A 14,264-nucleotide genomic window follows, 5' to 3' on the forward strand; every position below is an offset into this window, starting at 1 on the left:
TGCCTCTCGTTCCGGGGGATGGCTAGTCTGCGGCGAAGGTGCGGAGCCACAGCGGTGGTTGACGAACCCCCACCCGGTGGGTCAGGCGCCGGGAGCCGCCAGCGGTGGAGCGTCGACCCAGGCGTGCACGCGCGCGAGGAACGCGGCGTATCCCGCGGGCGTGCGGCCGGTCAAACGGCCCGAGGTCTCGACCTCGTGCACGTCGCTCGCCCGCTCCCGCGCACCGAGAGTGCGTGCCGCGCGGACGAGGGCCACGTCCTCGTGCTCGACGAGATCCGGGATGCCACCCGCCCGGGCGTACGTGCTCGCCCGCACGCCCAGATTGGCTCCGTGGACGTTTCCGGGAGGTCTGCCCCGGTGATGGGTGGCACGCCAGTACGCGACGTGTCGGGCGCTGAGGTCGGCGAAGTCGGGGCGGACCGTTCCCAGCACGAGGTCGACCCCGGCGTCGGCGAGGTCGAGTTGGTGCGTGATCCAGTTCGGGGGCACAACGGTGTCGGCATCCGTCATCGCGATCCACGTGTCGTCGGCACCGGCGGTGAGCCGCGTCAGCGCGTGCGCGACGCCGATCCGACGGGCGGTGCCCACGCGACGTGCCGCAATCTCGACCGCCTCGACGGGCCAGCGCCGAACCTGGGCGGCGGTGGTGTCGCCGCACGCGTCGAGCACGACGGCGACCGCGATGTCGAGGTCGGGTTCGCTCTCGCGCGCGAGCGACACCGCCCGGGTGACCGATGCCAGGCATCGACCGATCAGAGCCTCCTCGTCATGCGCCGGAATGACCACGGCCAGGGCCCTCACGCGACGAGCCCCGACTCGGCCGCCACCGAAAGAGCGCCCGGATGCGCGTACACCTCGAGCACGAAGTCCTGCTCCTCGTGCCGCGCGAGGCGCACCAGGTCGGGTCGCGCGGCGAGCGCGTCGTGCACCTCGTCGCCGGTGCGCGGGTACTCGGCGACGGGATGCCGCCAATGGCACGCGACCAGGTGGCCGCCGGCGCTCAGCGAGGCGACGGCCGCCGTGAGCCCGCGATCCAGGTCTGCCCCCGCCCAGTAGTACGCCACCTCCGACACCACCACCAGCTCGAATTCACCCTCGGGCCACGCTGCGGGCAGCGTCGCGAGGCGGAACTCGACGTTCTCGCGCCCCGCGAGCCGCGCCCGCGCGCGATCGAGGGCGGCGGGCGCGAGGTCGACGGCGAGCACCCGGTCGCTGCGGTCGGCCAGCTGCGCGGTCAGAGCACCCGTGGAGCACCCGGCATCGAGCGTCGAGCGATACGTGCGGCTCGGGAGAGCGGCGAGGAGGACGGCGCGCTTGCGCTCCTCGTACCAGCGCGAGTCGAAGCCCCAGGGGTCCTCGTGCCGGGCGTACATGTCGTCGAAGTACTCGCGGCCGACGCTGCCCGCCGGGGTCGAGGGCCCCTCCGGAACGATGAAGACCTCTGCATCGCGGACGAAGTGGGCGTGCATGCGCGCGTGGATCATCGGCTCGTCCCCCGGAGCGGCCGACAGCGGCTCGAGCTGAGTGCGGTGCGCGTCGAGAGCGCGGGTCTTGAGGTCGCGCGCACGAGGCTCGAGGGCGAGGTGCTCGACACGATCCCACGGCACGTCGTCGGGGCCGCCCCAGTGCCACAGCCAGATCGGAAAGGCGCGCGATCGCACGCCGCGCGCGGCGCAGACCTGCTCGACGATCTCTCCTACGACCCGGTGGTCGCGGTGCCCGTCTCCTCGCCAGGGCGACACCACCAGCACGCGCCGGCCCGCCGCGGCGTCGATCGCTTCGCGGAGCGCCTCGGCGATGGCATCCCGATGCTCGTCCGTCCCGCCGTCGGGCAGACCGAGGAAGACCGGGTCGGCGACGAGCCCCACGATGCGTGCGGCGTCGACGAGTTCTCGGCGGCGGAGCAGGGCGAGAGTGGCGGGGCTGTGCGTCGGCGACTCGGGGTGAGAGCCTTCGCCGTCGGTGACGACGAGGAGATCGATCCGGATGCCGCGTGCGGCCGCGGTCGCGAGCAGCCCCGCCGCTCCCAGGCTCTCGTCGTCGGGGTGCGCGGCGACGACGATCAGGTGGTCGACGTCCAGATCGAGAGATGGCGAGTCGCGGCGGAGGGCGTCCGCCCAGACGCGCTCGTCGGTCCCGGGCTCGCGATGGTCGAAGCTCACCACGTGCCCGCCCCCGTCGCGATGTCGGCGCCGATTCTCGCGACATCGCGCTCGCCGTGGTGCTGGCGCAGGTAGATCTGCAGATCGGCGACACGTCGCGCGTGCGCCTCATCCGCGACGAGGGGCAGCGGCCCCAGGGCGTGCGCGGCTTCGGCGAGGGTCGTCTCGACGGCCTCCGCGACGACCGTGCGGGCGCGGGTGGCGCGCAGACCCTCGGATGCCGAACCGCCCGCACCGAAGACCGCCGCCGTCTCGCGCAGCACGGTGCGGGCGACCCAGAGCGCGGTGTCGGCGCGAGCGAGGTGCACGCGCGAAAGCTGGTCCGCTCGGTCGGATGCGGCGGCCTCGCGCAGCGCGTCGCGGAGCGGCAGGGCTCCGCCCCACCAGCACGCGGCCACCCCGACCCCACCGTGCGCGAAGCCGGGTCGACGGAGATACCAGCCGGGCTCGCCCACGGGGACGGCAACCGCTCCATCGACGTCGATCGGGGCGCTGACGACCCGCTCGAACCCGCGCGCGTGCCAGGGACCGGTCCGCACCCTCACGGCCGGGTCTCGCAGGTCGAGCGCGAAGAGCTGCCGGCGTTCGTCATCGACCCACGCGGTCACGAGGGCGCGGTCCAGGTCGGCGGCGAGGGAGCACCAGGGCTTGGATCCGTGCAGCGTCCAGACGCCGTCGGAGCGCCGTGCCTCGAGGCGCATGCCCGACCCCTCCGCAGCGAAGACCCCCCACGACCCGCCCGGTTCGAGGTCGACGTCGATCCCCTCGCGGGTGGCTTCGGCGAGGATCGACAGGGCGTCGAGGTGCGGCTCGAGCATGCGGGCGATCGCGACATCGCGCGCGGCGACCGACGCGAGCAGCTCCCAGGTCGCGCCGAGCGAACGCGGCGAGACGAGGCTCGTCGCCCACGCGAGTGTGGCAGCGACGTCAGTGGCGGAGGCACCGTCGGAATCCATCCGCCCCAGAGCCGTACGGACCTCATCGAGATCGGGGGTGTCGTCGGGGAGGAGGAGGGGGAATGCCCAGTGGCCGCGGTGGTTCACCGCGACAGCGTGCGGATTACGGGAAGAAACCGACAGAACCTTGACACGGGGGTCCGTCCCGCACAGGCCGGAGCGACGGATGCCGGTTGGCTGTGAATACCGCGCGCCCGGCGCCCGAGCGCCCGGCGCTCTCTAGGCTCCCTTCGTGACCCCCGCATCTTCCCGCCGCCGCGACCTCGCGGCGATCGTCGCGTCGATCGCCGCCACCGTGTTCGGCGCCGGCCTCGGCGAGCTCGCCGCGGCGATCGTGTCGCCCACCGCGAGCCCCTTCGCGGTCATCGGCGGCGGCATGATCGACCTCGCTCCGGCCTGGGCGAAGAACCTGGCGATCGACCTGTTCGGTACGGGCGACAAGGCCGCCCTGCTCGTCGGCATCGCGGTGCTGCTGCTGATCATCGCCGGGGTCGCCGGCGTGCTCGAGCGCCGGAAAGCCCCGTGGGGACGCGTCGTCCTCGTCGCACTGGGCGTGATCGGCGCGATCGTCTCGATGACGCGGGCGGATGCCGGGACGTTATCGCCCCTGCCCTCGCTCGTGGCGGGGGCGGCTGCCGCTCTGGTGACCGGGCTGTTGGTCGCCCGGCTCCGTCGGCGTTCCGTGCAGTCCCCCGCCGACGACGGCGTCTCGCGCCGCAGTGTGCTCGCCCTTTCGGGCGTGGCCGTGCTGGCCGGGGTGATGGCCACCGCCGGGTCCTTCGCGCTGAGCGGGGGTGCGCGAGCGGTGAGCGCGATCCGAGCGGCGCTGCGTCTGCCCACGCCGGCCACCACGACGACGGTTCCCGCCGCCGCCGACCTCGGCATCGACGGGCTCGCGTCGGTGATCACGCCCGCCTCGGACTTCTACCGCATCGACACCGCGCTCGTCGTGCCCCAGGTGGACCCCTCGACCTGGACCCTGCGCGTGCACGGTCTCGTCGAGCAGGAGGTCGTGCTGCGGTGGGACGACCTGGTCGCCCTCCCCCAGCAGGAGACCGTCGCGACCCTCGTGTGCGTCTCGAACGAGGTGGGCGGCTCCCTCATCGGCACCGCGCGCTGGCTCGGCGTGCCCATCCGCGACATCCTCGCCCGCGCGAAACCGACCGCCGAGGCCGACATGGTGCTCTCGCGCTCGGTCGACGGGTTCACGGCATCCAGCCCCCTCGAGGCCCTCACCGACGACCGCGACGCGCTCTTCGCGATCGGCATGAACGGCGAACCGCTGCCGATCGAGCACGGCTTCCCCGTGCGCATGGTGGTGCCCGGTCTGTACGGCTACGTCTCGGCGACCAAGTGGGTCAGCGAGCTCGAGGTCACCCGTTTCGACCGCGCCGAGGGCTACTGGACTTCGCGCGGCTGGTCGGAGCGCGGACCCGTGAAGCTGCAGTCGCGCATCGACGTGCCCCGCTCGGGCGCGCAGGTCGCCGCGGGCGACACGGTCATCGCCGGGGTCGCGTGGCAGACCCACGTCGGCGTCTCGGGTGTGGAGGTGCAGGTCGACGACGGGCCCTGGCAAAAGGCGACGCTCGCGACGGCGATCTCGGCTGACACGTGGGTGCAGTGGAGCCTGCCGTGGAACGCCGAGAGCGGCTCGCACGTCATCCGCTGCCGCGCGGTGTCGGCCACCGGCGAGACCCAGACGAGCGCGACCGCGGCCCCCGCCCCCGACGGCGCGACGGGCTGGGATCAGCGCACGGTGTCGGTGGCCTGAGCCCCCTCGCGTGAGGTGCCAAATTTTGTCGCTTGGGTCGTCCCCGAAGCGACAATTCTTGGCACCTCACGCGGGTGTGGAGCGGGGAGCGCTCAGCCCGCGAGCACGTGCCGGATCTGCTCGACGGCCCAGTCGAGCTCGGTCGCGCGGATCGTCAGCGGCGGGGCGATGCGGATCGTCTGGCCGTGCGTGTCCTTCACGAGCACACCGCGGGTGAGGAGCTTCTCGGCGACCTCGCGGCCGGTGCCGTACGCCGGATCGATATCGACGCCGGCCCACAGGCCCGCGATGCGCACGGCGGTGACGCCGTGGCCGACGAGGGTCTGCAGAGACGCCTCGAGGTGCGCCCCCAGCGCCTTCGCGCGGGTCTGGAATTCTCCGGATGCCAGCATCTCGACGACCCGCAGACCCACGGCCGCGGCCAGCGGGTTTCCCCCGAAGGTCGACCCGTGCTCACCGGCGTGGATGACGCCGAGCACGTCGTGGTCCGCGACGACGGCCGACACGGGCAGGATGCCGCCGCCCAGCGCCTTGCCGAGCAGGTACACGTCGGGCACGACGCCCTCGCGGTCGCACGCGAAGGTCTCACCGACACGTCCGAGGCCCGACTGGATCTCGTCGGCGATGAACAGCACGTTGTTCGCCGTGCAGATCTCGCGCACGCGCTGCAGGAACCCCTCGGGCGGGATCACGACGCCGGCCTCGCCCTGGATGGGCTCGAGCAGCACCGCGGCGGTGTTCTCGTCGATCGCCGCGGCGATGGCATCCGCGTCTCCGTACGGCACGTGCACGAACCCCGGAGCGTACGGCCCGAAGTCGTCGTGTGCCGTGGGGTCGTCGCTGAAGCCGACGATCGTGGTCGTGCGGCCGTGGAAGTTGCCGTTCGCGACGATGATGGTCGCGGCATCCGGGGCGACGCCCTTGGTGCGGTAGCCCCACGCGCGTGCGACCTTGATGCCGGTCTCGACGGCCTCGGCACCGGTGTTCATCGGCAGCACGGTGTCTTTGCCGCAGAGCTGCGCGAGCGCCGTGGCGAAGGGCCCGAGACGGTCGTTGTGATACGCGCGGCTGGTGAGCGTCAAGCGGTCGAGCTGCTCGCGCGCGGCCGCGAGGATCGCCGGGTGGCCGTGGCCGAAGTTCAGCGCGGAGTACGCCGAGAGCAGGTCGAGGTAGCGCTTGCCCTCGACGTCGGTGACCCACACGCCCTCGGCGCGCGAGACGACGACCGGCAGCGGGTGGTAGTTGTGGGCGAGGTGCGCGCCCTCTTCGGCGATGAGACGGGTGCCGAGGTCGTCGACGGCGGTGCTCATCGGGATCCGCCTCGCAGTTCGAGGGTGCAGCACTTGATGCCGCCGCCGCCGAGCAGCAGCTCAGAGAGGTCGACCATGACGGGGGTGTAGCCGCGCTCGCGCAGCTGCGCCTCGAAGCCGACGGCGCGCGGCGAGATGATCACGTTCTTGCCGTCGCTGGCCGAGTTGAGGCCGAAGACCGCGCCATCGGCATCCGCCACCCGGATGGCGTCGGGGTAGCGCTCGCGCAGGATCGCCTGGCTCTTCTCGTCGAACGCGGTGGGGAGGTAGGCGATGTTCGCCTTCTCGACGCCGCCCGGGCCCTCGACGGGGTCGAGCACCGAGATCGCGGTGTCGAGGTGGTAGAACCGCGGGTCGGTGAGCGTCAGCGACACGACCTCGCGCGAGAAGACCTCGCCGACCTCGCGGTGGCTGTCACCGGTCGAGCGGAAGCCGGTGCCGGCGAGGATCGTGTCTCCCACGAGGAGGAAGTCACCCTCGCCCTCGTTGACCTCGACGGGCTCGGCGACCTCGAAGCCGTTCGCCGCGAACCAGTCGATGAACGCGGGGGCCTCGGCGGCACGCTCGCGGAAGCGGAACTTGGGGCCGTACGCGATGCCGTCGATCACGAAGCCGCCGTTGGCCGTGTAGACCATGTCGGGCAGACCCTCGAGCGGGTCGATGAGCTCGATCTCATGCCCGAGCGAGACGTAGGTGTCGTAGAGCGTCTGCCACTGCTGCACGGCGAGGTTCGTGTCGGTGGGCCGCGAGGGCTCCATCCACGGGTTGATGCTGTAGCTCACCGTGAAGTGCTCGGGGCGGCACATGAGGTACCGGCGGTGCTGCTGCACGCGCGCGCCGGTCGAGGACTCGGCGGTGGTGGCGGTGGGGGTAGCGGACATCTCTGCTCCTCGGAGGAAAGGTGCGGCGGACGCTGTCCTGGGGCCCGGTGGCCCTTCGAACCCGTGCGGCGCTCATCGGATCGATGTGGCGCCGTGCGGGGAAAGGTCGGTCCGAGCACGCCGGTGCCATTCTCGCACGCGCCCGCACGCGAGAGCGAGCGGCGCGGCGCGGCGGTCCGCTGCGAAGGGGGTCGCCCTTCACGGAGACGCCCGCGAAGGGCAACGACCGCTGACGCGCGACTCAGCCGACCCGGCGCAGCGACACCGCAGCCCACGCGACCGGCGGCAGAGTCAGGTGCAGGATGCCGTTCCCCAGGCGCGTCTGCACCGTTCGCGGCCGCACGCGTTCGGGGTCGTCGAGAGTGTTGGACGCCCCGGGGTCGTCGTCGTGCAGCAGGTGCGTCTCGACCACCTCGACCTCACCGAAGGCGCTCACGTCGATCTCGAGGTCCACCGGTCGCTCGAGGCCGCGGTGGACGAGGAACACCGCGACGGCTTCCGCTGCGTCGTCGACGGTGGCCACGGCATCCACCGCGGAGACCGTTCCGTACCGCGCCGTGTCGATCGTGGGCGCCTCGACCCGCAGACGCACCGCCTCGCCCCGCGCGAGGCGCGAGGTGAGGGCGAAGGGGAAGAACGTCGTCTGGCGCCACGCGGGGCCGCCGGGCTCGGTCATGATCGGCGCGATCACGTTCACGAGCTGTGCGAGCGAGGCCGAGGCGACGCGATCGGCGTGTTTCAACAGCGAGATCAGGAGACTGCCGAAGACGACGGCATCCAGGACCGAATACACGTCTTCGAGCAGGCGCGGCGCGATGGGCCAGTCGTCGATCGCGGTGGGCTTCACGGCGTCGACGCGGTCGACGTACCAGACGTTCCACTCGTCGAACGAGATGTCGATCTTCTTGCTGCTGCCGCGGGCGGCGCCGACGTGGTCGGCGGTGGCGACGACCGCCTCGATGAAGCGGTCCATGTCGACGGCCGAGGCGAGGAACGAGGCCGCGTCGCCGTCGTGCTCCTGGTAGTACGCGTGGCACGAGATCATGTCGACGTCGTCATGGGTGTGGGTGAGCACCTCGCGCTCCCACTCCCCGAACGTGGGCATCGCGGCCCCCGACGACCCGCACACGACCAGTTCGATCGAGGGGTCCATCTGCCGCATGCCCCGGGCGGTCTGCGCCGCGAGCGTGCCGTAGTCGTCGGCGGAGCGGTGACCGAGCTGCCACGGTCCGTCCATCTCGTTGCCGAGGCACCACACGCGCACGTCGAACGGCTCGGCGCGGCCGTTGTCGATCCTCCGCTGCGACAGGGCGGTGCCACCGGGCACGTTGCTGTACTCGAGCAGGTCGAGCGCCTCGAGAACGCCGCGCGTACCGAGGTTGACGGCCAGCATGAGCTCGCTGCCGGCCTTGTCGAGCCAGTCGGCGAACTCGTGCAGGCCGACCTCGTTCGTCTCGGTCGAGTGCCACGCGAGGTCGAGACGGCGCGGGCGCTGCGCGCGCGGGCCGACGCTGTCCTCCCAGCGGAACCCCGACACGAAGTTGCCACCGGGGTAGCGGATCATCGACACGCCCAGCTCGCGCACGAGCTCGAGCACGTCGGTGCGGAACCCCTGCTCGTCCGCCGCCGGGTGGCCCGGCTCGTAGATGCCGTCGTAGACGTGACGACCGAGGTGCTCGACGAATCCGCCGAAGAGGCGTCGGCGCACGGTGCCGATCGCGAAGCGGGGGTCGACGGTCAGGTGGGCAGCGGTCATCGGTGCTCCTCGGGGTTTCGACGAAGCTATCCCGGCGCGGGCGTCACGCTAAACGTTTTCGAAACCCGGGGTGGGCGGCCGAGGACGCATCCGTTCGCCCAAGCCGCATCGGAGGGGCGCCGATCACGTGCGTCCTCGGCGAACGAGTGCGTCCTGGGCACCGGCCGGGCCGCGCGGCGCCGAGGACGGGACACCGCTCAGATGACCGCGGCACTCCACGCGTCGACCGCGCCGAAGCGGAACGCCCCGATCGACACCGCCTGCTCCCGCAGGAACGGCAGCAGCTCGAGGCGACCCGCGGTGGTCACCTCGTTCGCGTACACGGTGAGCGAGACGTCCCCGCCGACCGTCTCGGCGACGGCCGTGCGCAGGGCGGCGACCGTGTCGGCCGGTCCGACCAGGCGCAGGCGACCCGGTCGCGGGGCCGTGACGAAAGTTTCGGCGTCGTCGGCGGCGGCATCCGGGATGCCACCCGCCAGGCGCTGCAGCCACTCGGCATCGCTCTCGACCGACACGGCGACACCGCTCTCGCCCAGCAGGTGCCGGACCGCCGCGGGCAGCCCCACCGGCGTGCTGAGGCTGAAGGTCGAACCCGACCGGACGGCGGCGACGAGGACGCGCAGGACCGCCTGCCACGCGGCGTCGGCGGTCGCACGCACGGCCACGTCGACCGGCCGGTAGCGACGGAGGTTGCGCTCGACGCCCAGGCGCGAGACGTCTCGCACGCGACCGAACTCGCGGTCCCACGCGACGGCGTCGGCGAGCGCTCCGCGACGGAGCCAGTCGAACGCCTCGTACGACAGCGTGGGCTGAGCCGCCTCGATGAGCGCCGTGATCCGCGAGTCGAGGCCGCGCAGGTGCAGGGTCGACGACGACGCCCCGCCCGTCGAGGGTCGCCACGAGCCGAGGGTCACGAGGCGGTTCGGCCCGCCCGACATGGCGCCGTCGCCGGCGGACGCCTCACCCCAGCCGCCGAGCGGCTCGCGTTGGATCACCGCTCCGGTCGAGGGGCGGTTCACCCGCAGGACGGCCGCCTCGACGCTGTCGAGCCAGAGGTCGAGATCGGCCTCATCGCGCGTGTGGAGGCCCGCCACGAACCCCGATCCGATCGCGTTCTGCAACTCGATCGCGCGGGTGACGGTGGGAGCGTGCAGGATGCCGAGCACCGGCGCCGCGACCGCGGCCCGGGTCAGGTGGGAGCCGGCGGTGACGCCCGTGCGGACGCCGGGCGACCAGAACCGGCCGGCCGTCTCGGGCCCGAGGTCGAGCTCTCGCGGCTCCACGAGCCACCGCTCGCCGTCGCCGAGGACGGTCAGGGCGCGCCGCACCTCTCCCGCGGGTTCTTCGACGAGCGGGCCGATGTCGGACAGCGGGTCGTCGGACGGCCCCACGCGCAGCGACGAGACGGCATCCTTCAGCTGCTCGGTGAAGCGCGAGGACCGCCCGACGGCGCCCACGAGGATCACGAGCGACACGGCCGTGGCGGCCTGACCGGCGCGCGCGAAGGCGCCGCTCACGATGTCGGTCACGGCGGCGTCGAGGTCGGCCGAGGGGGCGACGATCGCGACGTTCCGTCCGGCCGTGAACGCCTGCACGGGCAGCGCGGGGCGCCACGCGGCGAAACGTTCGGCGGTGGTGCGCGCGCCGGCGAGCAGCACACGGTCGACGCCGGGGTGCGCGATCAGGGCCCGCCCGGACGCGTCTTCGTTGAGGTCGACGTAGGCGAGCAGGTCGCGCGGCACTCCCGCGGCCCACAGCGCCTCGGCCACGACGGCTCCGGCACGACGAGCGCGCGGCGAGGGCGTCAGCACCACTCCGGACCCCGCGACGAGAGCGGCCAGCGTCTCGGCGGCGCAGAGGCCGACGGGGGCGTTCCATCGGGGGGCGACCACGCTCACCCGATCGGGCACGAACACGGCCCCGGGAACTCGGTCGAGTTCTTTCGCCGTCGCCGCGTAATAGGCGGCGGCATCCACCGCCTGGCTCACTTCGGCGTCGGCTTCGGAGAGCAACGCCCCTCCCTCCGAGGCGAGCACTTCGATCACCTCGGCGCGGCGCTGCTCGAGGCTGCGCGCGGCCGACTGCAGGACGGCGGCGCGGTCCGCGGCGGCGAGCGCACCCCACGGCTCGGCGGCGGTGCGCACGCGGTCGATCACCGCGTCGAGTCCCGCCTCGTCGTCGACGCGCCCGGCGGCGGCGGCGGCGTCGCCGGCGGTCGAGTCGGACACGCGGCCCAGGACGGCGACCGCCCAGGCGCGGTCGGCGGGCACGGTCGGATCGGTGTCCGCGACGTTGCGGAACCCGGGGGCGCCTCCGGCGAGCTCGGCGCTCTCGCGGGCCGAGAACACGGCCGTGTCGACGAACGACTGGCCGCCGAAGAGCATCTGCTGCACGTCCGGTCCCAGCGCGGAGGTGTCTCCGGATGCCGCAGCCTCTCGCGCGATGCCCAGCACCGCCTGCGTGAGCCCGGGCTCGGCGGCGTCGTCGCCCACGCGTTCCCGCAGGATCGCCGGATCGCCCTCGACTCCGCGCCGTGCGACGCGCGCGGCGGGCCCGGGGAGCTCGGCGGCGGCGAGAGCGCGACGCACCCGGGCCGCGATCGACGCGGTTTCGGGTGCATCGCCGGCACCCGGGGGGTCGGCGTCCGCTTCGTCTGCGCCGGCGGGCGGATCGGGCACGGCGAGGGGGAGGTCGGGCGCTCCGGCCACGGCTCGCGCGTATCCGGCGGCGAGGCCGGCGACGACGGCGTCGAGGTCATCGGGATGCGCGGCGGGGGCCGTCTGCACGTACCCGTCCCCCGGCAGCCAGGCGGTGGTGTGCGGCAGCGCCAGCACGACCTCGGTCTCGACCTCCGCCGCGAGGGCGAGCGCCAGGGCGGCGCGCTCGGGGTCGGCGGTGGCGACCTCGACCGCGAACCCCTCCTGCCCGCGCGCGCTCAGCGCCTCGCGCAGGCCGCGCACCAGTGCGGCGTCCACGTCGTCGTGTGCCGTGACCGAGGGGGCGGGCCACCCGTGACGCGCCGCCGACACGGCATCCGGGGTCTCGATGACGGCGTCGCTCAGCCGCACCGTCAGGCGGGCACCGCCCGCCGAGGTGCGAACGCGCGCCCACGCCGACAGTTCGCGGACCGCGGCGGCCGTCTCGGCGACGGCGATCGGCACCTGGATGCCGGCCCGCAGACCGGTCAGACGGGGCTCCTCGAGAACGCGGGTGAGAACGGCGACGGTGAGATCGAGGTCATCGCGCCCCTCGGCGACGAGGGTCACGTGCGTGCGGGCGGCGACCGCGTCGAGGAACACCGGCAGCAGGCGCTCGGCGGCGTGTTCGACTTCGGCGTCGAAGGCCCACGGCGACGGCGCGACCACGACGTCGGGGATCGCGAGCGAAATCCGCTCCACGTCCTCACGAGCGAGCAGCGATCGGATGCCGTCGAGCCGGCGTCGCGCCCCGGCATCGCCGACCACCGCGGGGCCGACCAGGCGCACCTCGACCGGGGACTCGAGAGCTTCGAGGGACGGCCCGAGGCGCTCGGGCCGCGCGTCGAGGACGAGGGCCGAGACGAGATCGCGCAGAGCCCGACGCGCGATCGGCACGGCGGGACTGGGCAGGACGGGGGCGACGGCACCGCCCACCTGCAGAGCGCCGCGGACGAACCAGTTGAGCGACGTCGGCAGATCGTCGACGAGGCGGTGCAGCGCGGAGGCCGCCGAGGTGAGGGACTCCGGGCGCGAGATCCCGTCGATAGCAGCGGCCAGGAAGTCCGCCGCGGAGGGGTCCGTGGGCAGCGCGCCGCGGCGAGACGAGTCGGTCGGCCGCGTTCGGCGCGAGAGAGTCCCGGCGATGCGAGCGGCACGGCCGGGGAGGTCCGTGGAGAGCGCGGGAACGGGGGTGCCGGAGTCGTTCGTGCTCATGCCCGTCAGCCTAAACACCGCGCGCGTGGCACCTCGGCGGCCCGCCGCGCAACCCGAGGATCGGCCGCCCGCGCCTGTCAGCGTTTTTGTTGGACTCCGATCAGATATTCATAGCAATTCCTTCGCTTTTCGTCCGGGTCGTGTTTGTATGGCGGTGGGTACCCCGCCATTTATCCCCCTGGATGGAAGGTCACTCCAACGTGAACCGCATATCGAAAACCGTCGTGGGCGCAGCCGCCCTCGGCCTGTTCCTGACCACCGCCGCCACCGCCCCCGCGCTGGCGCAGACCCCCACGTCGTCGCCCGACGCGGCCGTCGACGGAGTTGACGCGCAGCTGCTCGAGGCGATGGCCGCCGACCTCGGCACCGACGTCGCCGGCGCGCAGGACGTCCTGCGTTTCCAGGCCGATGCCGTCGGCACGGCAGACGAGGTCGCCGCCGTCTCGGGCGACGCCTTCGCGGGCACGTGGCTCGATGAGTCCACGCGCACGGTGTACGCCGCGGCGACCACCGACGCCGCTCGCGCCGCCGCCGCCGATGCGGGCGCCGTGCCCGTCGCCGCGGAGCACTCCCTCGACGATCTCGAGGCGATCGCCGCGAAGATCGAGTCGAGCCCCGTGCCCGACGTCATCCCCTCGTGGTGGATCGACGTCGAGGCGAACGACCTCGTCGTCGATGTGGTCGCCGGCGGCGATCAGGCCGCCGCCGACTTCGTCGCCACGCTCGACGCCCCCGCGGGCGCCGTCCGTCTCGAGACCGGAGCCCAAGCCCCCGAGACGTTCGCGACGATCCAGGGCGGTGTCGCCTACAACATCAACAACCAGAGCCGCTGCTCCGTGGGCTTCGCGGTGCAGGGCGGGTTCGTCACCGCCGGCCACTGCGGCGTCGCGGGCGACAGCACCACCTACGGCACCTTCCAGGGTTCGTCGTTCCCCGGCAACGACTACGCCTGGGTGAGCACGCCCAACCACACCCCGGTCGGATCGGTGTCCAACTACGCGGGTGGCAGCGTCGCCGTGAAGGGCTCGACCACGGCCGCGGTCGGCGCGACCGTCTGCCGCTCGGGCTCCACCACCGGCTGGCACTGCGGCCAGATCCAGGGCTTCAACTCCACGGTGCGCTACGCCGAGGGGTCGGTCTCGGGCCTGATCCGCACGAACGTCTGCGCTGAGCCGGGCGACTCCGGCGGTTCGCTCCTCGCGGGCAACCAGGCCCAGGGCGTCACCTCCGGAGGCTCGGGCAACTGCTCGACCGGCGGAACGACGTACTTCCAGCCCGTGAACGAGATCCTGCAGACCTACGGCCTGCGCCTGCTCACGAGCTGATCCCCCTCCGGGTGTACCCCGTTGCCCGGTCGCCTCACGGCGGCCGGGCAACATTCTTTTTGTCTCCGAGCAGGGTTGCCCGGTCGCCATGCGGCGGCCGGGCAACGTTCTTCTCGTCGGAGGAACGCCGACGCCCCGGCCACCTCTCGGCGACCGGGGCGTCGTTCGTTCCTTCTTGCGGGCGGCCCGGCC

9 protein-coding genes and 1 pseudogene are annotated in these 14,264 nt (G+C 73.0%); 2 read left to right on the forward strand and 8 right to left on the reverse strand.

Features of this window, described 5'->3' with window-relative positions:
* Positions 1–81 precede the first annotated feature (81 nt).
* From OVA26_RS00645 to OVA26_RS00655, 3 genes are read right to left on the reverse strand one after another with little or no spacing between them, the layout of a single operon-like run.
* Complete coding sequence (locus tag OVA26_RS00645) at positions 82–801, reverse strand: glycosyltransferase (protein WP_268102495.1); 720 nt, start codon at positions 799–801, stop codon at positions 82–84.
* Positions 798–2,165: a PIG-L family deacetylase gene (locus OVA26_RS00650; protein WP_268102496.1), complete on the reverse strand. Its 1,368-nt coding sequence runs from the start codon at positions 2,163–2,165 to the stop codon at positions 798–800. The genes OVA26_RS00645 and OVA26_RS00650 overlap by 4 nt, the downstream gene beginning before the upstream one ends.
* A complete protein-coding gene (locus tag OVA26_RS00655) occupies positions 2,159–3,205 on the reverse strand; it encodes an acyl-CoA dehydrogenase (protein WP_268102497.1) in 1,047 nt (348 codons plus the stop codon). Before OVA26_RS00655 ends, OVA26_RS00650 begins: the two co-directional genes overlap by 7 nt.
* A gap of 145 nt (positions 3,206–3,350) precedes the next feature.
* Between OVA26_RS00655 and OVA26_RS00660 the strand changes: the two genes are divergently transcribed.
* Positions 3,351–4,889, forward strand: a complete 1,539-nt coding sequence (locus OVA26_RS00660) for a molybdopterin-dependent oxidoreductase (protein ID WP_268102498.1) — start codon at positions 3,351–3,353, stop codon at positions 4,887–4,889.
* Between the two features lie 92 nt (positions 4,890–4,981).
* On the opposite strand, the gene rocD is transcribed toward OVA26_RS00660, so the two are convergent.
* The 5 genes and pseudogenes from rocD to OVA26_RS17400 form a co-directional block, all read right to left on the reverse strand.
* Positions 4,982–6,199 carry an ornithine--oxo-acid transaminase gene (gene rocD, locus OVA26_RS00665; RefSeq protein WP_268102499.1) on the reverse strand — a complete coding sequence of 406 codons (1,218 nt, stop codon included), beginning with the start codon at positions 6,197–6,199 and terminating at the stop codon, positions 4,982–4,984.
* Positions 6,196–7,080: a dimethylargininase gene (ddaH, locus tag OVA26_RS00670; protein WP_268102500.1), complete on the reverse strand. Its 885-nt coding sequence runs from the start codon at positions 7,078–7,080 to the stop codon at positions 6,196–6,198. The genes rocD and ddaH overlap by 4 nt, the downstream gene beginning before the upstream one ends.
* 241 nt (positions 7,081–7,321) lie before the next feature.
* On the reverse strand, positions 7,322–8,836 hold the full coding sequence (gene arfA / locus OVA26_RS00675) for an arabinosylfuranosidase ArfA (protein ID WP_268102501.1): 1,515 nt from the start codon (positions 8,834–8,836) through the stop codon (positions 7,322–7,324).
* A gap of 197 nt (positions 8,837–9,033) precedes the next feature.
* A complete protein-coding gene (locus tag OVA26_RS17395) occupies positions 9,034–11,220 on the reverse strand; it encodes an aldehyde dehydrogenase family protein (protein ID WP_442786065.1) in 2,187 nt (728 codons plus the stop codon).
* A 471-nt stretch (positions 11,221–11,691) separates the two neighbouring features.
* Positions 11,692–12,747: pseudogene (locus tag OVA26_RS17400) on the reverse strand (proline dehydrogenase family protein); the annotation flags it as partial.
* Positions 12,748–12,947: 200 nt separating this feature from the next.
* Between OVA26_RS17400 and OVA26_RS00685 the strand changes: the two are divergent.
* Positions 12,948–14,072, forward strand: a complete 1,125-nt coding sequence (locus OVA26_RS00685) for a S1 family peptidase (protein WP_268102503.1) — start codon at positions 12,948–12,950, stop codon at positions 14,070–14,072.
* The last annotated feature ends 192 nt before the right edge of the window (positions 14,073–14,264 follow it).

The sequence above is a fragment of the Microbacterium sp. SL62 genome (genome assembly GCF_026672635.1).
Classification (GTDB): domain Bacteria; phylum Actinomycetota; class Actinomycetes; order Actinomycetales; family Microbacteriaceae; genus Microbacterium; species Microbacterium testaceum_A.

Coding starts and splice junctions, on each gene's coding strand:
- rocD (WP_268102499.1), bottom strand. CDS start 6,199: ATGAGCACCGCCGTCGACGACCTCGGCACCCGTCTCATCGCCGAAGAG.
- ddaH (WP_268102500.1), bottom strand. CDS start 7,080: ATGTCCGCTACCCCCACCGCCACCACCGCCGAGTCCTCGACCGGCGCG.
- arfA (WP_268102501.1), bottom strand. CDS start 8,836: ATGACCGCTGCCCACCTGACCGTCGACCCCCGCTTCGCGATCGGCACC.
- OVA26_RS17395 (WP_442786065.1), bottom strand. CDS start 11,220: ATGCTCTTCGGCGGCCAGTCGTTCGTCGACACGGCCGTGTTCTCGGCC.